The organism is Streptomyces sp. NPDC002838 (assembly GCF_040295365.1).
Lineage (GTDB): Bacteria > Actinomycetota > Actinomycetes > Streptomycetales > Streptomycetaceae > Streptomyces.
In genome coordinates, this window is sequence record NZ_JBEOVF010000004.1 from 266,114 (window position 1) to 291,472 (window position 25,359).

Sequence of the window (25,359 nt, forward strand, 5' to 3'; positions counted from 1 at the left end):
GAACCGCACATGACTGCAAGAAGCTCGCTTCGGCGTTGTCGGGCCCCGCTCGGTCTCGCCCTCGCAGGAGCCCTCGCGCTCTCCGGCTGCGCCGACAACGCGGCGACGGCGCCCAAGACGACCGCCGCGCCGAGCGGCGGCAGCGGCTCGGGCCTCAACGAGCCCGATGTCAACGGCGACGGCAAGGTCGTCATAGGTGTCCTCAGCCCCGGCGACATCAACGACCACGGCTACTACGAGAGCTTCGTCGACTCGGCGGACGCCTTCGCCAAGGAGAAGGGCTGGACGGTCATCAAGCGCGGCAGTGTGCCCGCGAGCGACGCACTCACCGCGGCACGCGCGCTGTGCCAGCAGCACGTCGACATGGTCGCGCTCGGCGCGAGTGAGCTCAAGACCGCCATCCCCGCCTCCGAGGAGCCGGTCTGCGGCAAGACCGCCTGGTACGTGCCGTCGTCGGCGAACATCGACCAGGCCCCGCGGGTCCTGCTGTCCACCGACGACCCCAACCAGTCCCTGTTCGCCGCCGGCTACGCCGCGGGCCTGAAGATGAAGGCCGCCGGCTACACCAAGGCCGGGTTCATCACCGGAACCAAGGCCGGCTTCAGCGTCGCCGCCGCCAAGGCCTTCCTGGCCGGGATCCGGGAGATCGTCCCGTCGGCCACCCTGACGAGCACCTACACCGGCGACTTCAACGACTCGGCGAAGGCCAAGGAAGCCACCCAGGCACAGATCAGCCAGGGCATCAAGCTCATCTACCCCTACCTCGGCGGCGCGACCGACGCCGCGGCGCAGCTGGCGAACGCGGGCGGCGCGCTGACTCTCACCCCGGGCACCGACCGGTGCGACTCGACCAGCCCGAAGTTCGACATCTCGGTGATCTTCAGTCCGGGTGACTACTTCCGCGCCGCGCTGGAGGAGTTCGCCAAGGACAACCTGAAGATGGGCACGACGCGCGTGTGGCAGTTGGGTGTCGACCCCTACCCGACCGTCAAGATCTGCGATGGCCAGGGCGACGAGGACCAGCAGCTGGCGCAGTTCATGAAGAAGATCGGCAGCAAGCAGATCAACACCGAGGCCGAGGTCAAGCGCCTCGGCTGACCGTGTCGGCACCGACCCAGGAGATCACGCGATGACACCGACGACCTCAGCGGTTCGTGTCCTTGAGCTTCGCGGCATTACCAAGTCCTACGGACCCGTCACGGCCTGCGACGCCGTGGACCTCACGGTCGAAGCCGGCGAGATCCACGGTCTCCTGGGCGAGAACGGGGCGGGCAAGTCCAGTCTCATGAAGGTCCTGCTCGGGCTGGTCCGGCGCGACGCCGGCGCCGTGCTGGTGCGCGGTGAGGAGGTCGCGCTGGACAGCCCGCAGGAAGCGGCCGATCTGGGCATCGGCATGGTGCACCAGCATTTCAGCCTCATCAACGGGCTGACCGTGTGGGAAAACGTGGCGCTCGGCGACACCGGCACAGTGAACAAGCAGGCCATCTGTGCCGACATCGCCGAGGTCTGCGCGCGGTACGGGCTGCCGATCGACCCCGAGGCACGCGTCGAGGCGCTCTCGGCGGGTGAGCGGCAGCGGGTCGAGTTGGTCAAGTGCCTGCGGCGCAACCCCCAGATCCTGATCCTGGACGAGCCCACCTCCGTGCTGACCCAGGCCGAGTCGGAGGAGTTGTTCGCCGTGCTCGGCCGGGTGGTGCAGGAAGAGGGGCGCGCTGTCATCCTCATCAGCCACAAGCTCGCCGAGATCGTCCAGGCCACGGACCGGGTGACGGTCCTGCGCAAGGGCCGTATCGCCTTCCGGGCGGTCACCGCCGAGACCACCGCGCCAGAACTCGCCCGGCAGATGGTGGGCCGTGAGGTGTCGCTGCGCGAGGAGGCCGCTGCCCTCGGCCTGCTGCCGGTGCACACCACGCGCACCGGCGAGGGCGGGGTCCACGACCGGCAGCCGGCCGTCCTGCGTCTGGCCGGACTCACCGTCGAGGAAGGCGGGGTCAGACTTCTCGAAGGGGTGGACCTGACCGTGGGCGCGGGCGAGATCGTCGCCCTCTACGGCGTCGAGGGCAGCGGCCAGGCGACGCTCGGCGATGTCCTCGCCGGACTGGTCGCGCCGACCGCGGGCACCATCGAGGTCGCCGGGCGCAGGGTCGAGGTGACCCGGCCCGGCGCGCTCGCGAAGGCCGGACTCGGCATCGTGCCGGAGGACCGGCACCGCAGCGGCGTCGTCCTCGACATGAGTGTCGCCGAAAACCTGACGATGAAGTCGCTCGACAAGGTCAGCGGCCGGTTCCTGGTACGGCGGCGCGCGATGCTCGCCGAGGCCCGTCGCCTCGCGGACGAGTTCAACATCATCACACCCTCGCTGGACGCGCCGGTGCGCAGCCTCTCCGGCGGCAACCAGCAGCGGGTCGTACTCGCCCGGGAACTCTCCGGTCACACCAGCGTCCTGGTGGCCGCGCAGCCCACACACGGGCTTGACGTCGGTGCCATCGAGGACATGTACGCCCGACTGCGCAGGGCAGCCGCGGAAGGCGTCGGAGTGCTGCTCATCTCCACCGAATTCGAGGAAGTCATGGCCCTTGCAACCTGGATCGCGGTGATCTCGTCCGGGCGGATCACCGGAGCACTCCCCGTCTCGGAGGCGACCCCCGAGCGGCTCGGCATGCTGGTCGGCGGTGAGGCCGCATGAGTGCCGCCTCCCTGACGGATCCGGACGACCTCGGCCGGCGTTTCCTCGCCCGGCTTCGACCCGGGCGCGATGGCTGGATGACGGCGGGCCTCACCGCCGTGCTCCTCGCCGTCGCCGCGGGCGCCTCCGCGCTGCTGCTCATGCTGACCGGTGGCTCGCCGAGTGCTTCGGCGGCCGCGATATGGACCGGGAGTCTGGCCGACGCCAACGGATGGACCACGACGCTGCTCAACGCGGCGCCGCTGCTGCTGGTCGCGGTCGGTGCGTGCGTCTGCGCGTCCGCCGGCACGTTCAACATCGGACAGGAGGGGCAGGTCCTCATCGGCGGCCTGGCCGGAGCCTGGGTCGGGCTGCGGCTGGCCATGCCCGGCCCGATGCTGGTTGTCGTGGTGATGATCGCCGCGGCCCTCGGCGGTGGTGCCTGGGCCGCGCTCAGCGCTGTGATGCTCCGCTTCCGCGGCGTCAACGTCGCGGTGAGCACCCTGCTGATGACGTTCCTCGCCATCCAGCTCGTCACGTTCGCCGTCAGCACGCCCTGGTTCCTGCAGGAGAGCGCGCAGGGCTCCTCGGGCATCGCCGACGCGCAGTCCAACCCCCTGCCGGCGAACGCCCAGCTCGCCGGCTTCGGGCAGTACCCGTCGGTGCAGCTGAACACCGGCCTGTTCATCGCGCTCCTCGCCGCGGTCGGCATCGCTCTCGTCCTGAGCCGCAGCCGGTGGGGCTTCAGGGTGCGCATGGTCGGACTGAATCCGCTGACGGCCAAGCACGCCGGTGTCCGGGTGGCCGCGCTCGGCGGCTTCACCCTGGCGCTGTCGGGCGCCTTCGCAGGGCTGGCGGGAGGGCTGCTGCTGGCCAGCCCGGTCGGTACGAACCGGCTGCAGGCCGGGCTCTCGGACAACGCCGGCTGGGACGGCCTGCTCGTCGCGCTCGTCGCGCGCAACCGGCCCCTGGTCGCGATCCCGGTGTCGTTGGTGTTCGCCGTGCTGCGTGCGGGCGGCGACTTCCTCTCGGCCACCGGCGTGCCGTACTACCTCGTCGATGTCGTCAAGGCGCTGCTGGTCCTCGCTTTCGTCGCGCCGCCCGTCCTCGTCGATCTCTTCCGCGGGCGTCGCGGTGCCACGCCGCGGGCGGCGACCGCCATGTCCGTTGTCCCGACCAAGGTGAAGGTAGTCGCGTGAGCGTTCTGGACAGCACCACGACCATTCTCGCGAGCGGTGTCCGGCTGACCGTGCCACTGGCGTTCGCCGCCTGCGGTGAGTACGTGGCCGAGCGCGCCGGCACGATGAACATCTCCGTCGAGGCGATGATGCTCGGCGCCGCGTTCACCTCGATCGCCACCGCCAGCGCGACCGGCAGTGCCACCGTCGGCCTCGCGGTCGGCGTCGTCACCGGCCTCGTCCTCGGCCTCGTGCACGGCAACCTCTCCCACCGGGCGCAGATCAACACCTTCGTCGTCGGCCTTGTGCTGAACGCGCTGGTGCTCGGGCTGACGAGCTACCTGATCACGACGGAGCAGTTCGCCTCGCACCAGGTCGGGGTGCTGTCCGTCCCGCTGCTGCAGGACATCCCGCTCATCGGCAAGCCGCTGTTCTCCGAACGCTGGCCCGCCTTCCTGCTGCTCCTGCTCCTGCCGCTCACCTGGTGGTTGGTGGAGCGCAGCCGCTGGGGCCTGGAACTGCGGGCGGTGGGGGAGAACCCGCAGGCCGCCGACGTCACGGGCATCAAGGTGAACGTGCGGCGCCGGCAGGCGCTGCTGTGGTGCGGCGCACTGGCCGGTCTCGGTGGCGCGTACCTCGCGGTCGGCGAGGTCGGATCCTTCAACCAGAACATGACCGCCGGGCGCGGATACATCGTCATCGCCGCGGTGATCTTCGGGGCGTGGCGGCTCGGCCGGACCATGCTCGGCTGCCTGGTGTTCGGCCTCTCCGACGCGATGCGCCTGGCGCTCCCGGCGCTCGGCGTCACCCTCAACGCCCAACTGCTCGTCGCGGCCCCGTATCTGCTCGCGCTCCTCGCCATGCTGCTGTTCACCACCCAGCACCGGGAGCCCGCCGCGCTCGGCCGGCCCTTCCAGCGCGGGTCGACGTGACGGCCGGGACCCGGCGAGGACGGACGCCGGTTCCGCGAACGCGCGGGGCGGGCATCCGCCGTGGGTGAGCCGCGTCCCCGGTGTCAGCTGCGGCGCGGCGCCGGCGGTGTGTAGCCGGCGTCGAGCGGGTTGGGCACGCTGTAGTCGACCCCGGCGTCCAGCGCCGTCGCCACCATGCGGTGGTACTCCGCCTCGTCGGTGTTGCCCCCGGCGCCGAACATCATCGACCCGAGACAGAGCCGGCTCACCTCGATGCCCGTCCCACCCAGAATCCGGTAGTGCACGTTGTGCCTCGTCTTCCCAGCCGACGCCCTGTCGCTGTCATCTCGCGGGCTCGCACAGCGGCAGGTCCCGAACCGATGTCGCGCGGGGCCGGTATCCCCGGCGTGCGCGTTGTGTCCGCAGCACATCGACCTGCGGGTGCGTGCATGCCTAGTCTCGAAGAAACCCGACCCACTCACGATGGAGGTACCGTGGCCACCGGTCTCACCTCGGCCCGCTGGACTCACCTCGCGCTGCCGACCGGCGATCTCGACAAGGCGATCGCGTTCTACACCACCCTGACTCCGCTGGTCGTGGTCGAGCGGTTCAAGGACGCCGACGGCGAGAGCGTCTGGCTCTCCAACGACCAGCAGGCCGAAACGCCGTTCGTGCTCGTCCTGGTGTCGTTCAACAAGGACAAGGGCAACCAGCTGGGCCTGCTGCACCCGTTCGCGCACATCGGCATCGAGGTGCCGGCGCGGGAGGACGTCGACGCGCTCGCGGACCGGGCCCGCGAGCTCGGCTGCCTGCACTGGGAGCCCCGGCAGATGCCCGATCCCATCGGCTACATCTGCGCTCTGAAGGATCCCGACGGCAACGTCGTCGAGATCTCCCACGACCAGCGGGTGTTCGACTCGGTCCGCAAGAAGTGGGGTTCGTCCTGAAGGACACCCGCGCCGCCATCGAGGCGTACCTCGCGGCGCTGAACGCGCACGACGCCGACGCCGTGGCCGCCTGCGTGGCCGAGGGCTTCGTCAACGAGCACACGTCGTCGATGGGACACAGTCGCAAGGGCCGCGCCGAGTACCGCGCCGCGTTGACCGGGTTCCTCGAGAACTTCGGGGACCTGCACTACGTGCCCGAGTGCTTCCTCGTCGACGGCGAGTCGGCCGCGGTGCCGTACGTCATGACGTTCCGGATGCGTTCGGCGGGCGACCGCCCCGTGCGAGTGCGCGGGGTCTTCGTGTTCACCGTCGCCGACGGCCTCATCACGCGCCGCACGGACTACTGGGACAGCGGTGAGGTGCGGCGGCAGCTCGCATGACGCCCCAGGCCGGCAGCCTGGAACCAGCCCCCTGACACCCCGTCCGCCTCTTGTGCGGACGGGGTGTCGGCGTATCCGCACCCTGACATCCGTATCGCTTGGCATGACGCCGTCTCGCATTGCTTGACACGATGGCGTCTCGCAATGAAAGATGCCGTCATGCGAGTGGTGACAACACAGGCCGGCCCGGGCCGGATCGAGGACGGGGCCATCGCCCTGCTGGACACGGCTTTTCCGCACGTCGGTGCGGTCCTCGAGCAGGACGGCTCGCTGCAGTGCCTGGCGTCCTGCGCGGTGCGCCGGCGGATCCCGCTCGACCAGGCCACGCTCGTGGCACCGCTGGGCCGTCCCCGCGCGGTGTGGGGCGTAGGACTCAACTACGTGTCGAAGGCGGCCCGGGCCGGCCGGGGACTGCCCGAGCAGCCGATCCTGTACCTGGCCGCGTCGTCCGGCGTCCTGGCACCCGGCGCGCAGGTGGTGATCCCCGAGGCCGCGACCGAACCCGACTACGAAGGGGAGATCGCGGTCGTCGTCGGGCGCCGGCTGTACCAGGCGTCCGAGTCGCAGGTCTGGCCCGCCGTCGCCGGCATCACGGCGGCCAACGACATGACGGCGCGCGACGTCATGCGCACCACGGCGGTGCCCGCCCTCGCCAAGAGCTACCCGGGCTTCACGCCGCTCGGCGCGTCCATCTGCACACCCGACGAGCTCGCCGACCGCGACGCGATCCGCGTACGGACCCGGGTCAACGGCGAGCTCGTGCAGGACGACACGAGCGCCGGGATGATCTTCGCGGTCACCGATCTGCTCAGCCGGCTGTCGTCGTTCACCGCCCTGGAACCCGGCGACGTCGTCCTCACCGGAACCCCGGCCGGCACCGGCCAGGACCGCGGATGCTTCCTCGCCGACGGCGACGAGGTACGGGTCGAGGTGGACGGTGTGCTGCCCCTTGTCACCCGCATCGTGCGTCCCGCGGACGCCTGACCGCACGACCACCGGCTGACCGAACCGGTCAGCTGACCGCCCCTCACCCTGGAGCCCACACCGATGCCCATCTCCTCCGCGTCGTCCTACGACCTCGTCCTGGCCGGCGGCACCGTCATCGATCCGGCGTCGGGCATCAACGCCCGGCTCGACGTGGCGGTCACCGGTGACCGCATCGCCGCGATCGGGGAAGGGCTGGCGGCGGGCGCGGCCCGCTCGATCGACGTCACCGGCTCCACCGTGCTGCCGGGCCTCGTCGAGGGCCACACCCACATCTTCCAGTACGTCTCCGCCGTCGGCGCCCCCGCCGAGGAAGCCCATCTGCGCCGCGGCGTCGTCGCCGCGGCGGATGCCGGCACGGCCGGCGCCTCGACGTTCGCGGCCTTCCGCAAGCTGGTGGTCGAGGCGAACCCGCTGCGCATCGTCAACTTCCTCAACGTCTCGGTGCTCGGCCTGATCGACTTCAGGTTCGGCGAGCTGCTGAACCCCGACACCCTGGTCCCCGAGGACGCGCTCGCGACCGCCGAGGCCCACCCCGACGTCGTGCGCGGCTTCAAGATCCGTCTGTCCGAGGACGTCGTCGGCGAGAACTGGGAGCCGTTGCTGAAGAAGTCCGTGGCGCTGGCCGAACAGGCCGGTCTCCCACTGATGCTGCACATCGGTGAGACCGCGGAGCCGCTGCCCGTCGTCCTCGACTACCTGCGCCCCGGCGACATCGTGGCGCACTGCTACACCGGCAAGCCGCACGGGATTCTCGACGGCGACCACGTGCAGCCCGCCGTCACCGCGGCCCGCGAGCGCGGCGTGCTGTTCGACTCCGCCCACGGCAAGAGCAACCTCAGCTTCGAGGTGGCGCGCCGGGCGATCGCCGACGGATTCCTGCCCGACGTCCTCAGCTCCGACACCAGCGCGCGCAACTGGCGCGGCCCGGTGTTCGACCTGCTCACCAGCATCTCCAAGCTGGTCGCGCTCGGCGCGCCGCTCGAGGAGTGCGTCCGGCGGGCCACCGTCGCTCCCGCACAGCTGCTCGGGCTCGATACCGAGGGCTACGGGCGCCTGGCGGTCGGGGGGCGGGCCGACGTCACGGTCGTCACCGAGACCGACGAGGTCACCCTGCCCGACGCCGCGGGCAACACGATCGTCGCGCCGCGCCTGGAGCCGACCGTCGTGCTGCACGCCGGCGCCGAGGTCGACATCGTGCCGTGGCGCGGTCTGCCGTCGGCGTGAGACGCCCGCCCGTCCCGGGGAGGATGCGATGACCGTCGGTGACGTCCACCTGCTGCGGCGCCGGCTGCGCGCGGCCCTGACGACGGGGGGACCCGCCGTCGGTACGTTCGTCAAGCTGGCGTCGCCCGACGTGGTGGAACTGGCCGAGGCGGCCGGGTTCGCGTTCGTGGTCGTCGACCTCGAACACTCCACCCTCACCGAGCAGAACGCCGTCGACCTGGTGCGCCACGCCCACGCGTGCGGCCTGCCGGCCCTGGTCCGCGTGCCCGAGGTGGACGCCGCCGCCGTCAACCGGCTGCTGGAGGCCGGGGCGGCGGGGATCCAGCTGTCCATGCTCACCCGCGTCGCCCAGGCCGAGGCACTCGTGGCGGCGACCCGGTTCGCGCCCGCCGGCCGCCGGTCGGTCAGCCTGGCCAACAGGGCCGCCCGGTTCGGTGCCCTCCCGCTGGCCGGGTTCCTGCGCGCCGAGCGGGACGACCCGCCGGTGCTGGTGGGCCAGATCGAGACGGCGCTGACCGATCCTCTGCCGGACCTGGTCGCCGCTCTCGACGTGTGCTTCGTCGGCAGCACCGACCTCGCGGTCGACCTGGGCCTGCCGACGGACCCGGCGGTGCTGCGCGCCGCCGTGGACCGGGTGCGCAACGCCGCCCGCTCCGCGGCGGTGGCGTTCGGCGGCTGGGCGCCGGCCCGGGGTGCCGCAGCGGACCTGGGCCTGAGTGACGCCGGCTACCTGGTCGTCGGCTCGGACCTGCAGATGTTGGCGGCCGCTCTGCGGGCGGCCGCCGGAGAGGGAAACCAGTGACCACACGCAACGCAGCACTGTTCAACACCGTCCTCAACTGGGACGAGCTGCCGGTGACCCAGGTGCGGCCGGGTGTCCGCCGTCGCGTCTACGCGACGGACGAGGTGATGATCTGCCACCACGAGCTCGAGCTCGGCATGACGCTCAACCCGCACCGGCACGAGGAGTTCGACCAGCTGGTGCATATCGCCGAGGGGCGTGCGAACTACTACGTGGACGGTGTCGCGCACGACATGCGTGCGGGGTCGTTCCTGCTGGTACCCTGCGGCAGCGAGCACTACGTGGAGCCGACCGAGGCCCCCTGCGTGAACATCGACTTCTTCGTCCCGCCGCGGGCCGACCTGCTTCCCTGACCGAAGGAACGGCTTGCCGCCGCACCGGGGGAGGGGGCGGTCACCGTGCCGGGACAGGACCCGGCCGGCGTGAGCCATCGAGGACCTCCGGTGGTGAATGCCAGACACATCCACTCCGCCCGGAGGCCTTCCACGATCTGTCCCACGTCGGCAACGCGCAGGTCACGACAGCCGGCCCGCAGCCCTCCGCGGTGAGTCCGTCCACCGCCCCGACGAGCGGGTCAGCCGGCGCTGGGTGCGCTGTCCGAGGTTCCCAGCCGCTGCGACAGCGCGCGGGCGGTCTCCAGCAGTGCCTGGGCCATCGGCGACTTGACGTCGTCGGGGACGGTCGCCGTCGTGCCGACGACCGCGAGCGTCCCGCTGATCTTGTCGCCCTCGAAGATCGGCGCCGCGATGGTGCGGACCCCGTTGACGGCGGGGGAGTTGACCGACAGACCGTGCCGCCGGATGGCGTCGAGCTCCTCGGTGAACTCGGACGACTTGCGGACCGAGCGCGGCAGCGCCGGTACCTGGTCCGGCGGCAGGAACGTGAGGAAGATCCGTCCCTGTGCCGAGGACGTGAGGTCGAGACGCGAGCCGACCCGCACGCTGATGCGCACCATGTGGGCGGTGTTGTCCACCGAGCGCACCACGGTCGGCGACTCGCCGTCCCACACCGACAGCACGATCGTCTCGTCGATGCGCCGGACCAGCTCCTCCATGTACGGCTCGGCGGCGGCGACGATCGGCAGGCCCGCCCGCGCGGCCGTAGCGAGCGTGAGCACCTGGGGGCCGAGGGAGTAGAGCGAGGTGCGCTCGTCGTACCGCAGCAGGTTCGCCGCCCGCAGCGCCTTCGTGTACCGGTGCGCGGTCGCCTTGCTCGCCCCGAGACGCGCGGTGATCTCATTGAGGCTCATGTGCGGCTTGCCGACCGTGAACGAGCCGAGGATCAGCGCCGCACGCTGCACCGTCTGGATGGTCGGCGCGGTCGTGTCGGGACCGCCTCGCTCGCCGGTGCCCGCCTTGGTGGCCATGGATTCTTGCTCCTGTCCCGTACTTAGTAAGTTGGTAAGACGTTGAATGGAACGCCGTATTGGAAAGCGTAACGTTGAGGGCCGCGCACATGTGCGGGAAGAGCTGAGGTGCTCCACCCGCCGGGTGCGGGCACGAGCTCGGCCGGCCCGGCCTCACACATCGGAGGAGTGCCCCGGCGTGATCGAGCGTGCCGGGTCGAGCAGGGAGGCGATGTGGTTGACGGCGAGGGCCGCCTCGCCGAAGCCGATCGAGATGAGGCTGACCTTGCCGTCGTAGTCGGCGATGTCGCCGGCCGCGAAGACGCGCTGCCGGCTCGTGCGCATCGTGCGGTCGACGAGGATGCGCCGGCGGCGCAGCTCCAGCCCCCACTGCTCCATGGGGCCGAGGTCGGCGATGAAGCCGAGCGCGGCGACGACGGACTGGGCGGCGAGGCTGATCCGGTCGCCGTCGGAGCGCGCGACCACGACCTCCGACACCGACCCGTCGCCGGAGATCTTCTCGACCTCGTAGGGCGTCAGGACCCGCACGGAGGACGCGTGCACCTGCTCGACGGTGCGTTCGTGGGCCCGGAACCGCGTACGTCGGTGCACCAGCGTCACCGACGAGGCGATCGGCTCCAGCGACAGCGCCCAGTCCAGCGCGGAGTCCCCGCCGCCGACCACCACGACGTCCTGTCCGGCGAGCTCGGCCAGCCGCGGCACGAAGTACCGCAGCCCCCGGCCCAGGTAGTCGGAGCCCACCGGGAGCTCGCGGGGGACGAAGTTGCCGATCCCGCCGCAGACGAGCACCGCACCCGCGGTGATCCGCGCGCCGGCGTCGGTGGTGGCGACGATGCCCTCGCCCGCGTCGTCCAGCCGGGTCACACCGTGCCCGAGCAGGTAGGCGGGGTTCCACCGCCCGGCCTGCTCGGCCAGCCGGTCCACCAGGTCCTGGCCGCGGACGGCGGGGAAGCCGGCCACGTCGTAGACGAGCTTCTCGGGGTAGAGCGCGGTGATCTGGCCGCCCACCTCGGGCAGGGCGTCGGCGACCGCGACGCTCATGCCGCGGAAGCCGGCGTAGTACGCGCCGTACAGCCCCGTCGGTCCGGCGCCGATGACGAGCAGGTCGACGGTCACCTCGGCGTCGGCGCCCGTGGCGGCCTGGAAGCCGCTCACGCTCCCACCTCGGGGTGGTCGCGGCCGACCCGGCCGACCTTGCGTGCGCCGCCGGGCGAACCGAGCGGTTCGGCTCCGAGTCCGAGGGTGAAGAATTCGGCGTTGATGCGCTGGGACTGCTCGGCCTCCGCCGGCAGGTCCTCGTGGTGGAAGATCGAGATCTGCGGGCAGACGGGTTCGCAGCGCCCGCACTCGACGCATTCGTCGGGCTGGATGTAGAGCATCCGGTCGCCCTCGTAGATGCAGTCGGCCGGGCACTCCTCCATGCACGACTTGTCCATGACGTCGAGACATGCCTGGGTGATGACGTACGGCACGGGCTTCTTGCCCTTCACACGGTCGCACGGAATGCGAGATGGTGTCTTCTAATGTGGAATGGATGATGACGGCGTCGGCCCGGGGTGTCAACCATCGGGCGATTGCTTGACACTGTCGCGTGTGCTAGGCGAAGCTAGCGCGACATACGAGATGGCGTCTCATAACGCGCCACTCGGGTCGGGACTTGTGAGAGGCAAACTCCGTAATGGGAAGCAACCCCCGGACCGTCCCAGCACCGATGATCGTTGAGGACTGGGACCGGCTCACCTTCCGGGTCAACCGCGAGGCCTACCGCAGCGCGGAGATCTTCACCCGGGAACGTGGCTGGGTATGGACGCACACCTGGCTCTACCTCGGCCACGAGACCGAGATACCCAACCCGAACGACTTCAAGGCCCGCACCCTCGGCGGCCGACCGCTGATCTTCTGCCGGGACACCGCCGGCGAGGTGCACGCGTTCCTGAACTCCTGCCCGCACCGCGGCACCGTGCTGTGTCGCGAGAGCGAGGGCTCGACCCGGCTCTTCCAGTGCTTCTACCACGCCTGGACGTTCCGCAACAACGGTGAGGTCGCCGCGATCCCCGACGCCGGCGCGTACGAGTCGAGCGACGAGTTCCGGGAATCCATGGCGCTGCGCAGCGTCCCGCGCCTGGAGATCCACGAGGGATACGTCTTCGTCGCCTTCGACCCTGACGTTCCGCCGCTGCTCGAGCACCTCGGCGACGCGGCCGACTACATGACGATGATCGAACAGCAGCACGTCGGCGGCATGACCACGCTGCCCGGCACACAGCAGTACAGCGTGCGGGGCAACTGGAAACTCGCCGTCGAGAACGCGATGGACGGATACCACTTCGCGCCGACCCACAACACGTTCGTGGGCTACCTGCGGGAGAGCGGCTTCGCCGTTACCGACGACAACCAGTACGCGTACAACCTCGGCAACGGCCACGGGCTCCTGGTCCTGACCGGGCACGGCGGGCGGATCAGCATGATCTGGGAACCGCGCTTCGGCGAGGACGAGCGGGTGCGCACCGAGCAGCACCGAGCCGAGATGACACGGCGGCTGGGGGAGAAGCGGGCGCACTACGTGGCCGACGAGAGCCACATCCTGTTCGTGTTCCCGAACCTGCTGCTGTTCGACATCGAGGGGCTGTCGATCCGGCAGCTGGAGCCGGTGGCGCCCGACCAGACCGACGTGCGCGCCTGGCAGCTGGTCCCGCGCGACGAGGACCCGGCCGCGCGCGCCCTGCGCATGAAGACGGTCGTCAGCTTCGTCGGCCCGGGCGGGCTCGCCACGCCGGACGACATCGAGGCGTACGAGGCGGTCCAGCGCGGCATCCAGGCCACGGCGGCCACCGCTGCGCCCGAGCTGGACTACAGCGACATGTCCCGCGGCATGGCCGACGAGGTCAAGGGCGTGCAGGGCAGGTCGACCGACGAAGGCGCGATGCGGGGCTTCTGGCGGCACTGGATCGAAGCCGTCGGGCTCGATGAGGGCCTTGAGATCCACGGCGAGCGCCCGACGTCCTTCCTCGAGGGGAGGGACGTGCGATGACCACCATCAACAACAGCAACTCCGTGCGGTGCGGGGGACGCACCGTCACCCGGCCGGAGGTGGAGGACTTCCTCTACGCCGAGGCGGACATCCTCGACCACTGGGACTACGACGGCTGGCTGGCCCTCTTCGAGCCCGGCGCCCGCTACGAGATCCCGACCACCGACTACCGCCCCGGCTGGTCGCCGCACGAGACCGGATCCTTCGTCGACGACGACTGGGACCTGCTGCGCGCCCGGGTCAAGCGCCTGAAGTCCCGCAAGGCGCACGCCGAGAACCCGCACTCGCGCACGCACCGGCTGGTGTCCAACGTGCGGCTGTCCGAGCACACGGAGGATTCCCTCCGGGTGGCGGCGTCCTTCGTGGTGCACCGCGCCCGCGACGGGCACTTCGACGCCTACGTCGGGTGGTACGACCATCTGCTGGTGCCGACCGAGGACGGACTCCGTTTCCGGTTGCGGCGCTCGGTCCTCGGCCACGAGTCGCTCGCGGCAGGCGCCCGGCTCAGCTTCATCCTCTAGCCGGCGACGGAAGGTGACCCGATGATCCGACACACCCTGTCCTTCCGCTTCGCCGACGGAATCGACCAGGCCACGCGGGAGTCCGTGCTGGCCGAGCTGCGTACCTTTCCGGACCGGTACCCGGCCATGCGCGGCTTCGTCCTCGGCGAGAACATCAGCACCCGCGACCGGACCTTCACCCACACGATGGCCGTCGACTTCGACAGCCAGGACGACCTGCTCGCCTATCTCGGCAGCGAGTCCCACGAGAGCTTCGTGCACACGCGCTGGCGACCGGTCATCGGCCGGCAGGCCATCACCTCGTTCGAGTACGCCGAGCGTCCGTCGCTCGCTGCAGGAAGGACATCCCCAGTGAGCACACGCCCGCACGGCCCGTACGGCATGGAGTACGCCCGGATCGAGGTTCCGGACATGCAGGCCACGATCGACTTCCTCGAGTACCACGTCGGGCTGCAACTGGAGCAGCGTACGGACGAGTACGCCTACCTGCGCGCCGATATAGAGCACCACGCGATCGAGCTGATCCACGCGCCCGAGCGCACCGACGGGTGGACGACCGCGGTCGGCTACAGCGTGGAGAGCGAAGAGGTCCTCGAGCAACTGCACAAGAGCGTCCTCGACGCCGGCCTCGAGGTCCTCGAACTGCAGGAGCGGCAGCAGGCGCTGTGCGAGAACGGCTTCGCGGTGAAGGACCCCAACGGCCTCGTCGTCGAGCTGTTCACCGAGTTCCAGGAGTACGCCGAGCCACCGCACATCGAGATCCGGCCGCTCAACCTGGTGCACCCCTTCATCGCCACCGCCAAATACGAGGAGACGCAGGACTTCTACCGGAACGTCCTGAGGTTCCTGCCCTCGGACTACGTCGTCGGCTCGACCACGTTCTACCGCGGCGAGGACCGCCACCATCACAGCCTCGCGGTGCAGAACAACAAGGAGCACTACGTCGCGCACCTGTGCTTCGCGATGAAGAGCCTCGACCACGTCATGCGGATGCGCGCCCGCGCGCTGTACAAGGGCGCGCCGATCGCCTCCGACATCGTCAACCACTCGGCGTCGACGTCGATCGCGTTCTACCTGCACGACCCGCGCTTCGGCCCGCGCTTCGAACTGTGCGACCGGCACCGGGTGTTCACGCCGGAGGAGCACGAGACGCACCGGGCCCGCAGGATGCCGGCCGACCCGCGCAACATCGACGTGTGGCGTCCGGCGTCCGACGACTGGGGACGTTTTTGAGACAGCGGCTGCTCGACGTCCTGCACCTGCTCGACGCGACTCCCGCCCCACGCGGGAACGAGCGCACTGCGGCCCACCGGCTGCGCGCCTGGTGCGCACACCGGTGGCCGCACGTCGAGTGGCGGGTACTGGAGCACGGCCCCGCCGGCGGCAGCCTTGTCGCCACGCACGGGGCCGGGCCCCTGCTGTATTCCCACCTCGACACGTCGCTGGACGACGGCGGGGCGCACAACGGGCTCGTCACCGGCGACGCCGCGCCGGTCGGTCCGCTCGGCTTGGACGGCGACGTGGTGGCCGGATTCGGTCTCGGGGTCGCCCGCGGGCCGGTGGCCGCCGCGCTGGTCGCGTTCGCCGAGGCGGGTGCCGGGCGGCTGCTGCTCGCAGGCTCCGGGACGCACCGCCGCTCCGGCGGGATCACCGGCCTTGAGGCCTACGCCGACGCGTACCCGCTGCCGCGGTCGGCGATCGTCGCCAAGTGCGGTCCGCCCACGCTGCTGTGGCACGAGCCGGGCGCGCTCTATCTGACCGTCAGGGTGACCGGCCGCTCCGGGGCCGCGATGGTGGCGGAGTCGGCCACGCCGCCCGGGGGAGTCGTCGCCTCGGCCGGCGTCGTCCTGGACGAGCTGGCCCGCTGGCGCACGGACTACCTGGCCGCCGACCCGCGGGCGGGGCAGACCGGCCGGGCGTGCGGCGTCGGCGCGATCAGCGGGGGATGGCCGGACAAGCCGGACCTGCTGCCGGCCCAGCTGCGGATCGATCTGTACGTCGTCGCCGGTGACCGCGTGGATCCGGCGCTGCTGGCCGCCGAGCTGGCCGACCGGCTGCGGGCACGGTGTGCGCGGTCGGTGCTGCGGGACTGCGCGGTCGTTGTGGAGGCCGAGCCGGTCGCGGCAGCCGCGGCGACGCCGGCCGACGCCCCGGTGGTGACGGCCGCCCGGGCGGCCTGGCTCGACGAGTTCGGTGCGCAGCCGCCGCCGATCACCGGCTGGACGGGATCGACCGACGGCGTCGTGCTGCGCGCCCGCGGCGTCGACACCGTGCGCCTCGGCCCGCAGGCGAAGCCGGCCGCCGACGATCCACGTCGCGATGCCCTGTCGTTGGGGCGGCTGACCGCCTGCGCGCGCATCTACCGCCGGTTGTTGACCGAGCTGCCGGCGTAAAGCCGCAGATCCAGCGAACAATCAGCGCAGGGCGCAATCGTCCCGCAGAAGAGTGGGCAGGCGGATGGCCAAGGTTGTCGCCTCCGTGGCCGAGGCGGTGGCGGACGTCCCCGGGGTTTGGTTCAGGGCGCGGAGTGCCCGTACCGCTGTCGGCATCGCCGAAGTGGTCCGAACACGCGTTCCCATGATCGCTGGTCGGGGTGGTGGCTGTGCGATCGGGGTGCGTTTGTGCTGCTGTCGTACATACGGTCCTTAGGAGAGTTCGGGACGGCGCAGTGTCCCGGCCGGGGCCGTGAGGGGGCGAGATGGTGCAGGTGGCGGCGGCTGCGGAGGACGGGCGTGCCCGATATACCTACCGGCTGCGCGTGTCGTCCACCGCTCGCACCGTCCTGGCGGCGGAGTGGGACCGATGCCGGTGGGTGTGGAACGAATGCGTTGCCAAGTCCAAGGCTGTACACCTGCACAACAAGTCCACCGGCCAGAAGGCCACGTGCGGCCCGGCTCAGCTCGACAGGATGCTGACCCAAGCCCGCGCCCGTACGCCATGGCTGCGTGAGGGCTCATCGGTTGTCCAGCAGCAGATCATCCGCGAGGGGGCGACCCGCCGCAGGCCGAAGAAGGGCCGGCCCGGATCGAAGGGCTACCGCGAGGCGAAGAAACTGCGGGCGAAGGCATATAAAAAGGTCGCGAGGCAGCGTGAGGATACCGGCCGCAAGTGGGCCAAGAAGGTTGTACGCGACCACGACGCCATCGCTGTCGAGGACTTCCGTCCGAAGTTCCTCGCCAAGACCACCATGGCCCGCAAGGCCGCTGACGCCGCCATCGGCGCCACCAAGGCCGCTCTGACCGAGATGGGCCGCAGGCATAGGCGGAACGTCCGCCTGGTACACCCCGCGACACACGACGATGGACTGCGCGCACTGCGATGCGAGAGCCAAGCATCGTCTGCCGCTGGGTGAGCGCACCTACACCTGCACCGCGTGCGGAACCGTGTCCTCACGGGACAAGAACTCCGCACGCGTCATGCTCGTCCGGGCTGGTCTCAACCCGGCTGGTGCTGATGGCGGAAGGCCTCCTGGAGCGCTGCTCCAGGAGGCGGCCTGAGCCAGGAATCCCCTTCCCTTCAGGGAGGGGAGGATTCAAACTCCCCAGTCGTCGTTGACGGTGACGGCGTCCGCGATGCGGAAACGGCCGCCGGTCACCAGAGGTGTGGTGGGCTCACCCATCACGACGACGTGCTTGCCGAACTGGGGGGCCAGCGGTCGGCCGACGTCGCGCTTGAGCCACAGACGCAGCAGGTGCCGGCGGCGCTCCGGTTCCGGGTGGTCGATGTAGCTGGTGCGCGAGTGCAGTGCGGCGTAGTTGAGCAGCCACTGCACGTCCCCCGGCTGGAAATCCATGTCGATCGGCAGGCCGGGCTCCTGCGAGATCTCGTCGAAGAGGGTGATGGCCGCGGCCTGGTCGGGCGTCAGTTGGGGGACACCGGGGTACTCCTGGGCGCTGAAGATCATCGAGCTCCCCGCGTAGGTGCTGAAGACGCCGTTGACGTGGCTGATGATCGGCGAGGTGTAGGTGAGTTCCGGGGAGTCCGGGTCCTGGCGCCGCCAGTCCCAGTGGTAGGTGTCGAAGAGCCGCGGAGCGAGGTCCGGCCGGCGGCGCAGCATCTCGTTGTAGATCGTGGTGCCGCTGACCAGGCTGGAGGCCCCGCCTTCCTTGGCGCCGCGCAGGCACATGAGGGCGACGACGTCGGAGCTGTCCGAGTGGAACGGCAGCCGGTCCCGCACGCGGGAGGGCAGCGCGCCCTCGTCGGACATCGTCTTGTTCGACGTGGCGATCACGTGGTCGAGCAGGTCGCCCCTCTGGTTCTGCCCGATCGGCTGGCCGAGGTGCAGGCCCATGATGAAGAAGATGGCCCCTGCCATCGCGTTCCCGTACTCCTCGGTGCGCAGGCCACGCACCAGGATGAAGCCCCGGCCGGCGTCCATCTGGTGGGCGCACTCGTCGTTGAGGGCGCGACAGGCGTCGAACGGGTAGTCGGCGGCGGTGACGGTGCGCAGGTCGGGGTCGTCGGCGACGAAGCGCCGTCCCAGGTCTTCCAACTCGGCGCGCTCGGCGTCGCTGAGTACGTAGATCCATTCGGTGGACTTCGACAGCTCGTCGCCGCGCCAGGCGGACGGCCCGGAGATCGGCTGGAGGCCGACAGTGGTGGTCACGGTGATGCACTCCTCGAACATGATGGAAAGCCCGTCGGCGAAGACACGACGGACGACGAACGTTTCGGTACGGCGGGGCTCGTCGCGCGGCGACGAGCGGCGCTCAGAAGGGGGTCTGAGGCTCGCCGACAGCCGTGCCGGGGCGCAGTCCCTCCCGGGGCGGGAAGTAGCTGAGCGGCTCGTCGTAGGTCCGGCGGCCGGCGCACGACACGAGCAAGACGCCGATCAGAGCGACTGGCCTCATGCTGGTCCCGTCCTTTCGAGAAGTGCCTCAACCATAGGAGACGCCCGAGCCTCGGTCAATGGACGAGACACCGTCTCGTGATGCAGTACGTCAGGGTGAATGGCGGCACCGTGGAGCTTGGGGGCGGGGCGCCCCCGGAACCCGGCGCCAACCGCCCGGCACCGGGCGTGCGTTCTCGGGCCGGTGCCCGTGCGCCGGCGGGCACGTGCCGTCGTTCCCGCGGCTCTGGCCTCGGCCGCACCTTTCATGGCCACGAGCAGAGGCACGGCTCTGGGAGCGCTGAGCGGAACCGAGATCACCGGCTCGCTCGTCCTCGCCGCAGGCGTCCGACGCGCGTTCGAGGAGGGTGACCCGCGGGTCATCACCATTGGATACGTCGCGCTGCGGACGACGTTGGCCGCGCTGTGGCTGCGCGCCGCACTGTCCGCCCTGGGGGGCGGGCCTGGCGGCGTACGCCGACCACGTCACGCGCCACGGCGACGCCTCGTCGGCCGCCGCGGGCGCGGCGGTCATCGTCCCGGCGGCTGTCTTCCTGGTCACCGTCCGGGCGGTGATGCTACGGACCCACCAGCGGCGTACGGCCGAGTGGGTGCCGTGAAGAAGGAAGAAGGCGGTGCGGGCGGACACCGTACGGGAGTCCGTCCGCACCGCCCGTCGCCCCGTCAGCGCGTAGCGCGTACCGCGTCCCGGATCAGGTCGGCGACCTCCTTGGGCTGGGACACCGCCACAGCGTGCGAGGCGCCTTCGAGTTCGACGATCGTGGCCCCGGCCCGCTTGGCGCCGAAGCGCTCGACCTCGGGGTTGATCGCCTGGTCCGCGCCGGCCACGAGGGCCCAGGACGGCTTCGTCTTCCACGCCGCCGCCGAGGCCGTCTCCTCGAACGCCGCCGCGGCCAGCGGGCGTTGTGCCGCCGCCAGGACCTTGGTGACGGGGGCGGGGACGTCCGCGGCGAAGATCTCCGGGAACGCCTCGGCCTTGATGGTGACCTCGACCGCGGGCTCCGCGCCCTCGACCGGGTACGTCCACTCCTTGAGGTTGCTGACGAGCGGCGAGAGCGGGAAGCGGCCCTGCAGCTCGCCGAGGCTCTCGCCCTCTTCGAGGACGTAGGCGGCGACGTAGACCAGGCCGACCACGTTCTCCGTGGTGCCGGCCATGGTGATGAGGGCACCGCCGTAGGAGTGGCCGACGAGGACGACCGGGCCGTCGATCTGGGACGCCACAGAGGCGACGTACGCGGCGTCGGAGGCCAGGCCACGCAGCGGGTTGGGCGGCGCCACCACGGGGATGCCGTGGTTCTGCAGCTCCGCGATGACGCCGGACCAGCTGCCGGCGTCCGCGAAGGCGCCGTGCACGAGGAGGGCGGTGGGGAGGGGAGTGGTGGACATGGCGAGGTTCCCTTCTCGGTGTCTCAGCGTCCGTGCAGCGCGGTGCGCAGGGTGTCGACGGCCAGCGTGATCGCGGCCTCGGCGGCGTGGGTCCCGCGCAGGGCGTTGAGCATCACGAAGTCGTGGATGATGGCCTGGAAGCGGACGGCGGTGACCGGGACTCCGGCCTCGCGCAGCTTGTTGGCGTACGCCTCGCCCTCGTCGCGCAGGACGTCGGCCTCGCCGGTGATGACCAGGGCCGGCGGCAGCCCGGCGAGCTGCTCGGTGGTGGCCCGCAGCGGGGACGCGGTGATCTGGGCGCGCTCCGCCTCGTCGGTCGTGTACTGGTCCCAGAACCACTGCATGCCGTCGCGGCGCAGGAAGTAGCCGGTGGCGAACTGGTGGTAGGAGCCGGTGTCGAAGCTCGCGTCGGTGACCGGGTAGAACAGCACCTGCTGGACCAGCGGGACGTCGCCGCGCTGCTTGGCCATCAGGGTCAGCGCGGCGCTCATGTTGCCGCCGACGGAGTCGCCGGCCACGGCCAGGCGGGAGGCGTCCAGGTCCTTGGACGCGCCCTGCTCCACGACCCACTTCGCGACCGCGTAGTTCTGTTCGATGGCGACCGGGTAGCGCACCTCGGGGGAGAGGTCGTACTCGGGGAAGACCACGGCGGCGTTCGCGCCGACGGCGAGTTCGCGCACCAGGCGGTCGTGGGTGTGGGCGTTGCCGAACACCCAGCCCGCGCCGTGGATGTAGAGGATCACCGGGAGCGTTCCCCCGGCGCCGGCGGGCTTGACGATGCGGGCCCGGACGCTGCCCGTCGGACCGCCCGAGACGGTGATCCACTCCTCGTCGACCGCGGGCTTCTCGATCTCGCCGGACTGCACCTCGTCGACCGCCTTGCGGCCCTCGGCCGGCGGCAGGTCGAAGAGGTACGGCGGATTGGCGGTCGCCTCCACGAAGGCGGCTGCCGCCGGCTCCAGCACCGGCTGAACCGGTTCGACGGTTTCGGACATGTGGTTCTCCTGGGTTTCGTGTGAGAGCTGCTGAGATCTGCGGAGTCCTCGATCAGCACGTTAAGAGCGCCGGGGTGGCGAGAATTGCCCCTCCGCGCACAGATGCTGACCTGGCAGTGCACGGGAAGCCAGGATGTGCACTTCAAGACCGGATTCAGTGCACTGACGACGAACTCGGCTGCTCGGTCTCGGAATAGCGTGGCGGAGCCGCAGTCACGAACGGCTGCGGAATTCGCCGTCATTCATTCCGCAGGAGGTTGCCGAAAGGTGTCCACGATGCCGGTCGGTGGGCTGGTTGCCCATGCCATCGACGACGCCGCGGATCTCGTCGTCCGCAACGCGAAGATTCACACGGGAGACCCGCTCCGCCCGCAGGCAGGGGCGATCGCCGTCCGCGACGGTGTCATCACGGCCGTCGGCGACGACAACGACGTGGCTCCCCATGCCGGCCCGGACACGCAGGTGGTCGACGCCCTCGGCCGGCGGATGATCCCCGGCCTCAACGACTCCCACCTGCATGTGATCCGAGGCGGGCTCAACTACGTACTGGAGCTGCGTTGGGACGGTGTCCCCACTCTGCGCCAGGGCCTCGCGATGCTGCGTGAGCAGGCCGCACGCACGCCGAAGGGGCAGTGGATACGGGTGGTCGGCGGCTGGTCGGCCGAGCAGTTCGCGGAGCGGCGGCTGCCGACGGTCGCCGAGCTGAACGCCGCCGCGCCGGACACCCCGGTGTTCGTCCTGCACCTGTACCAGTCGGCGGTGCTCAACCGCGCGGCGCTGAAGGCCGCCGGGTACACCGGGGACACCCCCGACCCCAAGGGCGGCCAGATCGTACGGGGCCGCGGAGGCGAGCCCACGGGCATGCTGCTGGCCGCGCCCAGCGCCCTGATCCTCTACTCGACCCTCGCCAAGGCGCCGGTGCTGGAGGGTGAGGACAAGAAGACCTCAACCCGGCACTTCCTGCGGGAACTGAACAGGTTCGGGCTCACGTCGGCGATCGACGCGGCCGGGGGATTCCAGAACTTCCCCGACAACTACGCCACCGTCGTCGAACTGGCGAAGGCTGCTCAACTGTCCCTTCGTATCGCTTACCATCTCTTCCCGCAGACCGCCGGGCAGGAAATCGACGATCTGGCCCGCTGGATCGAAATGGCCCGCCCCGAGGACGGGGACGCATGGTTGCGCCTCAACGGCGCGGGCGAGAACCTCACCTGGGCGGCGGCGGATTTCGAGAACTTCGCCCAGCCGCGCCCGGAACTCTCCCCCGGCTACGAGGCGGAATTCGAGAAGGCCGTACGCCTCCTCATGGAGAACGGCTGGGGATTCCGGCTGCACGCCACCTACGACGAGACCATCCGCCGGGATCTCGCGGTCTTCGAGAAGCTCGCCGCGGAAGGGCTCTTCCCGGCCGGCAACCGGTGGCTGTTCGACCACGCGGAGACCGTCTCCACCGACAGCCTCGACCGCATCGCCGCCCTCGGCGGCGCCCTGTCGGTGCAGAACCGGCTGTCCTTCCAGGGCGAGGCGTTCGTACGCCGCTACGGCCCAGGCAGAGCTGCCGACGCCCCGCCGGTGCGCGCCATGCTGGAGCGCGGCCTGACCGTCGGCGCCGGCACGGACGCCACGCGCGTCTCGACGTACAACCCCTGGGTCGCCCTGCACTGGCTGGTCACCGGCCGCACGGTCGGGGACCTGGTCGTCCGCCCGCCCCACAACCGGGTCGACCGGGCGACCGCGCTGGCGATGTTCACCCGCGCGGGCGCCGTGCTGACCGGCGAGGACGACGTCAAGGGCGTCCTGCGGCCGGGAAGTTACGGCGACCTGGCGGTGCTGTCCGAGGACTACTTCACCGTGCCCGAACCGGACATCGCGCGTCTCGAGTCCCTGCTGACGGTCGTCGGCGGCCGCATCGTGTACGCCGCCGGCGAGTACGAGGGCCTCGACGAGGAACTGCCTCCCATCAGCCCGGCCTGGAGCCCGGTCGCCCACTTCGGCGGCTACCGGGCCACGCCCGGCACCGGCCGGTCCGGCGCCCGCCAAGCCGAGTTGCTCGGCCAGGCCGTCGCCGAGTCGGAACAGCACCGCCAATGGCGCGCGCGGCGGGGCCTCGCACCGGAGAGCGCGAGCACGCTCTTCGACCCCTGCTTCTCTCTCTGATCCCGCACATCACTTACCGAAAGGCACACACATGGTCAACATCTCCGAGGTCACCGCGGTCCCCAGCCCCGACCTCCTCACCCCGGACAACTGCACCGTGCTGTTCGTGGACCACCAGCCGCAGATGTTCTTCGCCGCGGGCAGCGGCGACCGCACCGCGGTCATCAACTCCACCGTGGGCCTGGCGAAGGCCGCCAAGGTCTTCGACGTGCCGGTGGTTCTGAGTACCGTGGCCGCCGAGTCCTTCTCGGGACCGCTGCTGCCGCAGTTGGCCGACGTGTTCCCCGACCAGAAGATCATCGACCGGACCACGATGAACGCCTGGGAGGACGTCGCCTTCGTCGAGGCCGTCAAGGCGACCGGCCGCAAGAAGCTGGTCATCGCCGGGCTGTGGACAGAGGTGTGCGTCGTCCTGCCCGTGCTGTCGGCGATCTCCCAGGGCTACGAGGTGTACGTCGTCACCGACGCGTCCGCCGGTGTCAGCCCGCAGGCCCACGAGCACGCCGTCCAGCGCATGGTCCAGGCCGGGGCCGTGCCGGTGACGTGGGTGCAGGTGCTCCTGGAGCTCCAGCGCGACTGGGCCCGGACCGAGACCTACGTCCCCGTCACGGAGCTGGTGAAGGAGCACGCCGGCGCCTACGGCCTCGGTGTCGTCTACGCGCAGTCGGTCATCGGCGCCCACGCGGCCGGCTGACCGCACGACGGAAGCAAGGCAAATGGACGCTGGACTGTTGATCCTCCGACTGGTGGCGGGTCTCCTCATCGCCGGCCACGGAGTGCAGAAGGTCAGTTTCCGGCTCGGAGGCAACGGCCTGGCGGGCGGAACCGAGGAGTTCCGGCACGACGGTTTCCGCGGCGGGCGCCTCACGGCGCTCGCCGCGGGCGGCAGCCAGATCGGTGCCGGTCTCTTCCTGGCGGCCGGTCTGCTCACGCCCGCCGCGGCGATGGCCGCGATGGGGGTCATGACGGTCGCGAGCACCGTCAAGTGGCGCAACGGGCTGTGGGTGCAGAACGACGGTTACGAGTATCCGCTGGTCCTCGTCGTCGTCTCAGCGGTGCTTGCGCTGACCGGTCCCGGCCGCTGGTCGGCCGACCACGCGCTGGGGCTGACCCCCTGGCCGCTGTGGATCTCGGTGGCCGCCGTCGTGGTCGGCCCGGCCGGCGGGCTGCTCACCCGTGTGGTGCTGGGCCGTCCGCCCACTCCCGGCCGGAGGGCGCCCCATGCGCAAACTGCTGACTGACGCGGCCCGCACGCTGGCCCCGCCGAGGGGGGACCGGTACGGGCCGCTGCCCCCGCTCCTGCTGACGCTGACCGTGGTCACCGGCCTCGTCGACGCCGTGAGTTATCTGTCCCTCGGGCACGTCTTCGTCGCCAACATGACCGGCAACGTGGTCTTCCTGGGGTTCGCCCTCGCGGGGGCCGAGGGCCTGTCCGCCCTTGCCTCGACCGTGTCGATGGCGGCGTTCCTCGCCGGCGCGCTCGTGGGAGGCCGGTTCGGCACCCGGTTCGCGGCGCACCGGGGACGGCTGCTGACCGTCGCCACGGCGATCGAGGCGGTGCTCGTCGCCGCGGCCCTCGTCGCGGCCGCGGTGACGCACGGCGAGGTGAGCACCACGGTCCAGTACACCCTGATCGTGCTCCTCGGCCTCGCCATGGGGCTGCAGAACGCGGTGGCACGCCGTCTCGGCGTACCGGATCTGACCACGACCGTCCTGACCCTGACCCTGACGGGACTGGCCGCGGACTCCACCCCGGCCGGCGGGGCGGCGCCCAGGCCCGGCCGGCGGATCCTGTCCGTGCTGGCCATGTTCCTCGGTGCGCTGGCCGGTGCCGTGCTCCTGCTGCACGCCGAACTCGCCCTCACCCTGGGCCTGGCGCTGGTGCTGCTCGCGGTGACGGCCGTGGCCACGCATCGCCTGTCGGCGCCGGACGCGGCCTGGATCAGGCCGACGCCCTGAA

The 25,359-nt window shown here is 70.8% G+C and carries 27 protein-coding genes and 1 pseudogene; 20 read left to right on the plus strand and 8 right to left on the minus strand.

The genetic code is table 11. The features are described 5' to 3' along the window. The first annotated feature begins 9 nt into the window (after positions 1-9). The 4 genes from ABT063_RS08235 to ABT063_RS08250 are packed head-to-tail and all read left to right on the plus strand — an operon-like array spanning position 10 to position 4,775. On the plus strand, positions 10-1,098 hold the full coding sequence (locus tag ABT063_RS08235) for a BMP family ABC transporter substrate-binding protein (RefSeq protein WP_351056386.1): 1,089 nt from the start codon (positions 10-12) through the stop codon (positions 1,096-1,098). A gap of 31 nt (positions 1,099-1,129) precedes the next feature. Beyond that, positions 1,130-2,686 carry an ABC transporter ATP-binding protein gene (locus tag ABT063_RS08240; RefSeq protein ID WP_351056387.1) on the plus strand — a complete coding sequence of 519 codons (1,557 nt, stop codon included), beginning with the start codon at positions 1,130-1,132 and terminating at the stop codon, positions 2,684-2,686. Further along, entirely contained in the window at positions 2,683-3,864 is a 1,182-nt protein-coding gene (locus ABT063_RS08245) for an ABC transporter permease (protein WP_351056389.1), read from the plus strand. Before ABT063_RS08240 ends, ABT063_RS08245 begins: the two co-directional genes overlap by 4 nt. Next, on the plus strand, positions 3,861-4,775 hold the full coding sequence (locus tag ABT063_RS08250; RefSeq protein WP_351056390.1) for an ABC transporter permease: 915 nt from the start codon (positions 3,861-3,863) through the stop codon (positions 4,773-4,775). The genes ABT063_RS08245 and ABT063_RS08250 overlap by 4 nt, the downstream gene beginning before the upstream one ends. Before the next feature lie 83 nt (positions 4,776-4,858). On the opposite strand, the gene ABT063_RS08255 is transcribed toward ABT063_RS08250, so the two are convergent. Further along, complete coding sequence (locus tag ABT063_RS08255) at positions 4,859-5,059, minus strand: hypothetical protein (protein ID WP_351056391.1); 201 nt, start codon at positions 5,057-5,059, stop codon at positions 4,859-4,861. Positions 5,060-5,248: 189 nt separating this feature from the next. Between ABT063_RS08255 and ABT063_RS08260 the strand changes: the two genes are divergently transcribed. The 6 genes from ABT063_RS08260 (at position 5,249) to ABT063_RS08285 (ending at position 9,447) form a co-directional block, all read left to right on the plus strand. Next, positions 5,249-5,701: a VOC family protein gene (locus ABT063_RS08260; RefSeq protein ID WP_351056392.1), complete on the plus strand. Its 453-nt coding sequence runs from the start codon at positions 5,249-5,251 to the stop codon at positions 5,699-5,701. Then, complete coding sequence (locus ABT063_RS08265) at positions 5,686-6,081, plus strand: nuclear transport factor 2 family protein (RefSeq protein WP_351056393.1); 396 nt, start codon at positions 5,686-5,688, stop codon at positions 6,079-6,081. The genes ABT063_RS08260 and ABT063_RS08265 overlap by 16 nt, the downstream gene beginning before the upstream one ends. 159 nt (positions 6,082-6,240) lie before the next feature. Continuing rightward, complete coding sequence (locus ABT063_RS08270) at positions 6,241-7,065, plus strand: fumarylacetoacetate hydrolase family protein (RefSeq protein ID WP_351056394.1); 825 nt, start codon at positions 6,241-6,243, stop codon at positions 7,063-7,065. Positions 7,066-7,128: 63 nt separating this feature from the next. Then, positions 7,129-8,292 carry an amidohydrolase family protein gene (locus ABT063_RS08275; RefSeq protein ID WP_351056395.1) on the plus strand — a complete coding sequence of 388 codons (1,164 nt, stop codon included), beginning with the start codon at positions 7,129-7,131 and terminating at the stop codon, positions 8,290-8,292. Between the two features lie 28 nt (positions 8,293-8,320). Continuing rightward, positions 8,321-9,094, plus strand: a complete 774-nt coding sequence (locus ABT063_RS08280; protein ID WP_351056396.1) for an HpcH/HpaI aldolase family protein — start codon at positions 8,321-8,323, stop codon at positions 9,092-9,094. Next, positions 9,091-9,447 carry a cupin domain-containing protein gene (locus ABT063_RS08285; protein WP_351056397.1) on the plus strand — a complete coding sequence of 119 codons (357 nt, stop codon included), beginning with the start codon at positions 9,091-9,093 and terminating at the stop codon, positions 9,445-9,447. The genes ABT063_RS08280 and ABT063_RS08285 overlap by 4 nt, the downstream gene beginning before the upstream one ends. Before the next feature lie 221 nt (positions 9,448-9,668). Here ABT063_RS08285 and ABT063_RS08290 read toward each other — a convergent pair whose 3' ends face one another. From ABT063_RS08290 to fdxA, 3 genes are all read right to left on the minus strand, one after another. Further along, positions 9,669-10,460, minus strand: a complete 792-nt coding sequence (locus tag ABT063_RS08290) for an IclR family transcriptional regulator (RefSeq protein ID WP_351056398.1) — start codon at positions 10,458-10,460, stop codon at positions 9,669-9,671. Positions 10,461-10,613: 153 nt separating this feature from the next. Beyond that, positions 10,614-11,615 carry an NAD(P)/FAD-dependent oxidoreductase gene (locus tag ABT063_RS08295; RefSeq protein ID WP_351056399.1) on the minus strand — a complete coding sequence of 334 codons (1,002 nt, stop codon included), beginning with the start codon at positions 11,613-11,615 and terminating at the stop codon, positions 10,614-10,616. Beyond that, entirely contained in the window at positions 11,612-11,896 is a 285-nt protein-coding gene (gene fdxA, locus ABT063_RS08300; RefSeq protein WP_502990778.1) for a ferredoxin, read from the minus strand. The genes ABT063_RS08295 and fdxA overlap by 4 nt, the downstream gene beginning before the upstream one ends. Positions 11,897-12,171: 275 nt before the next feature. Between fdxA and ABT063_RS08305 the strand changes: the two genes are divergently transcribed. From ABT063_RS08305 to ABT063_RS08325, 5 genes and pseudogenes are all read left to right on the plus strand, one after another. Further along, on the plus strand, positions 12,172-13,491 hold the full coding sequence (locus ABT063_RS08305; RefSeq protein ID WP_351056400.1) for an aromatic ring-hydroxylating oxygenase subunit alpha: 1,320 nt from the start codon (positions 12,172-12,174) through the stop codon (positions 13,489-13,491). Next, positions 13,488-14,012: an aromatic-ring-hydroxylating dioxygenase subunit beta gene (locus tag ABT063_RS08310; protein ID WP_351056401.1), complete on the plus strand. Its 525-nt coding sequence runs from the start codon at positions 13,488-13,490 to the stop codon at positions 14,010-14,012. The genes ABT063_RS08305 and ABT063_RS08310 overlap by 4 nt, the downstream gene beginning before the upstream one ends. 21 nt (positions 14,013-14,033) lie before the next feature. After that, positions 14,034-15,245, plus strand: a complete 1,212-nt coding sequence (locus ABT063_RS08315) for a Dabb family protein (RefSeq protein ID WP_351056402.1) — start codon at positions 14,034-14,036, stop codon at positions 15,243-15,245. Continuing rightward, positions 15,242-16,405: a hypothetical protein gene (locus ABT063_RS08320; protein ID WP_351056403.1), complete on the plus strand. Its 1,164-nt coding sequence runs from the start codon at positions 15,242-15,244 to the stop codon at positions 16,403-16,405. The genes ABT063_RS08315 and ABT063_RS08320 overlap by 4 nt, the downstream gene beginning before the upstream one ends. A gap of 305 nt (positions 16,406-16,710) precedes the next feature. After that, positions 16,711-17,509: pseudogene (locus tag ABT063_RS08325) on the plus strand (zinc ribbon domain-containing protein). A gap of 35 nt (positions 17,510-17,544) precedes the next feature. Here the strand turns inward: ABT063_RS08325 and ABT063_RS08330 are convergent. Together ABT063_RS08330 and ABT063_RS08335 are read right to left on the minus strand one after the other, a co-directional pair. Next, positions 17,545-18,618, minus strand: a complete 1,074-nt coding sequence (locus ABT063_RS08330) for a TauD/TfdA family dioxygenase (protein ID WP_351056404.1) — start codon at positions 18,616-18,618, stop codon at positions 17,545-17,547. A gap of 103 nt (positions 18,619-18,721) precedes the next feature. After that, positions 18,722-18,862 carry a hypothetical protein gene (locus ABT063_RS08335; RefSeq protein ID WP_157857388.1) on the minus strand — a complete coding sequence of 47 codons (141 nt, stop codon included), beginning with the start codon at positions 18,860-18,862 and terminating at the stop codon, positions 18,722-18,724. 367 nt (positions 18,863-19,229) lie between these two features. On the opposite strand from ABT063_RS08335, the gene ABT063_RS08340 reads away from it, so the two are divergent. Next, entirely contained in the window at positions 19,230-19,460 is a 231-nt protein-coding gene (locus tag ABT063_RS08340) for a hypothetical protein (protein ID WP_351056405.1), read from the plus strand. Between the two features lie 64 nt (positions 19,461-19,524). On the opposite strand, the gene ABT063_RS08345 is transcribed toward ABT063_RS08340, so the two are convergent. Together ABT063_RS08345 and ABT063_RS08350 are read right to left on the minus strand one after the other, a co-directional pair. Continuing rightward, positions 19,525-20,247: an alpha/beta fold hydrolase gene (locus ABT063_RS08345; RefSeq protein ID WP_351056406.1), complete on the minus strand. Its 723-nt coding sequence runs from the start codon at positions 20,245-20,247 to the stop codon at positions 19,525-19,527. A 23-nt stretch (positions 20,248-20,270) separates the two neighbouring features. Then, positions 20,271-21,242: an alpha/beta hydrolase gene (locus ABT063_RS08350; RefSeq protein ID WP_351056407.1), complete on the minus strand. Its 972-nt coding sequence runs from the start codon at positions 21,240-21,242 to the stop codon at positions 20,271-20,273. Positions 21,243-21,518: 276 nt separating this feature from the next. Here ABT063_RS08350 and ABT063_RS08355 point away from each other — a divergent pair, with 276 nt between their 5' ends. Genes ABT063_RS08355 through ABT063_RS08370 form a run of 4 tightly spaced genes read left to right on the plus strand, consistent with a single transcriptional unit; the run spans position 21,519 to position 25,358 of the window. Further along, positions 21,519-23,399: an amidohydrolase gene (locus ABT063_RS08355; protein ID WP_351056465.1), complete on the plus strand. Its 1,881-nt coding sequence runs from the start codon at positions 21,519-21,521 to the stop codon at positions 23,397-23,399. A 31-nt stretch (positions 23,400-23,430) separates the two neighbouring features. Next, complete coding sequence (locus tag ABT063_RS08360) at positions 23,431-24,093, plus strand: hydrolase (RefSeq protein ID WP_351056408.1); 663 nt, start codon at positions 23,431-23,433, stop codon at positions 24,091-24,093. 22 nt (positions 24,094-24,115) lie between these two features. After that, entirely contained in the window at positions 24,116-24,640 is a 525-nt protein-coding gene (locus tag ABT063_RS08365) for a DoxX family protein (protein WP_351056409.1), read from the plus strand. Further along, entirely contained in the window at positions 24,621-25,358 is a 738-nt protein-coding gene (locus ABT063_RS08370; protein WP_351056410.1) for a YoaK family protein, read from the plus strand. The genes ABT063_RS08365 and ABT063_RS08370 overlap by 20 nt, the downstream gene beginning before the upstream one ends. Position 25,359 lies beyond the last annotated feature (1 nt).

Excerpts from the sequence above, each read along its gene's own strand:
- ABT063_RS08235 (WP_351056386.1), top strand. The coding sequence starts at position 10 with ATGACTGCAAGAAGCTCGCTTCGGCGTTGTCGGGCCCCGCTCGGTCTC.
- ABT063_RS08365 (WP_351056409.1), top strand. The coding sequence starts at position 24,116 with ATGGACGCTGGACTGTTGATCCTCCGACTGGTGGCGGGTCTCCTCATC.
- ABT063_RS08370 (WP_351056410.1), top strand. The coding sequence starts at position 24,621 with ATGCGCAAACTGCTGACTGACGCGGCCCGCACGCTGGCCCCGCCGAGG.
- ABT063_RS08245 (WP_351056389.1), top strand. The coding sequence starts at position 2,683 with ATGAGTGCCGCCTCCCTGACGGATCCGGACGACCTCGGCCGGCGTTTC.
- ABT063_RS08310 (WP_351056401.1), top strand. The coding sequence starts at position 13,488 with ATGACCACCATCAACAACAGCAACTCCGTGCGGTGCGGGGGACGCACC.
- ABT063_RS08335 (WP_157857388.1), bottom strand. The coding sequence starts at position 18,862 with ATGAGGCCAGTCGCTCTGATCGGCGTCTTGCTCGTGTCGTGCGCCGGC.
- ABT063_RS08355 (WP_351056465.1), top strand. The coding sequence starts at position 21,519 with ATGCCGGTCGGTGGGCTGGTTGCCCATGCCATCGACGACGCCGCGGAT.
- ABT063_RS08305 (WP_351056400.1), top strand. The coding sequence starts at position 12,172 with ATGATCGTTGAGGACTGGGACCGGCTCACCTTCCGGGTCAACCGCGAG.
- ABT063_RS08315 (WP_351056402.1), top strand. The coding sequence starts at position 14,034 with ATGATCCGACACACCCTGTCCTTCCGCTTCGCCGACGGAATCGACCAG.
- ABT063_RS08360 (WP_351056408.1), top strand. The coding sequence starts at position 23,431 with ATGGTCAACATCTCCGAGGTCACCGCGGTCCCCAGCCCCGACCTCCTC.
- fdxA (WP_502990778.1), bottom strand. The coding sequence starts at position 11,896 with ATGGACAAGTCGTGCATGGAGGAGTGCCCGGCCGACTGCATCTACGAG.
- ABT063_RS08350 (WP_351056407.1), bottom strand. The coding sequence starts at position 21,242 with ATGTCCGAAACCGTCGAACCGGTTCAGCCGGTGCTGGAGCCGGCGGCA.
- ABT063_RS08240 (WP_351056387.1), top strand. The coding sequence starts at position 1,130 with ATGACACCGACGACCTCAGCGGTTCGTGTCCTTGAGCTTCGCGGCATT.
- ABT063_RS08290 (WP_351056398.1), bottom strand. The coding sequence starts at position 10,460 with ATGGCCACCAAGGCGGGCACCGGCGAGCGAGGCGGTCCCGACACGACC.
- ABT063_RS08275 (WP_351056395.1), top strand. The coding sequence starts at position 7,129 with ATGCCCATCTCCTCCGCGTCGTCCTACGACCTCGTCCTGGCCGGCGGC.
- ABT063_RS08280 (WP_351056396.1), top strand. The coding sequence starts at position 8,321 with ATGACCGTCGGTGACGTCCACCTGCTGCGGCGCCGGCTGCGCGCGGCC.
- ABT063_RS08270 (WP_351056394.1), top strand. The coding sequence starts at position 6,241 with ATGCGAGTGGTGACAACACAGGCCGGCCCGGGCCGGATCGAGGACGGG.
- ABT063_RS08345 (WP_351056406.1), bottom strand. The coding sequence starts at position 20,247 with ATGTCCACCACTCCCCTCCCCACCGCCCTCCTCGTGCACGGCGCCTTC.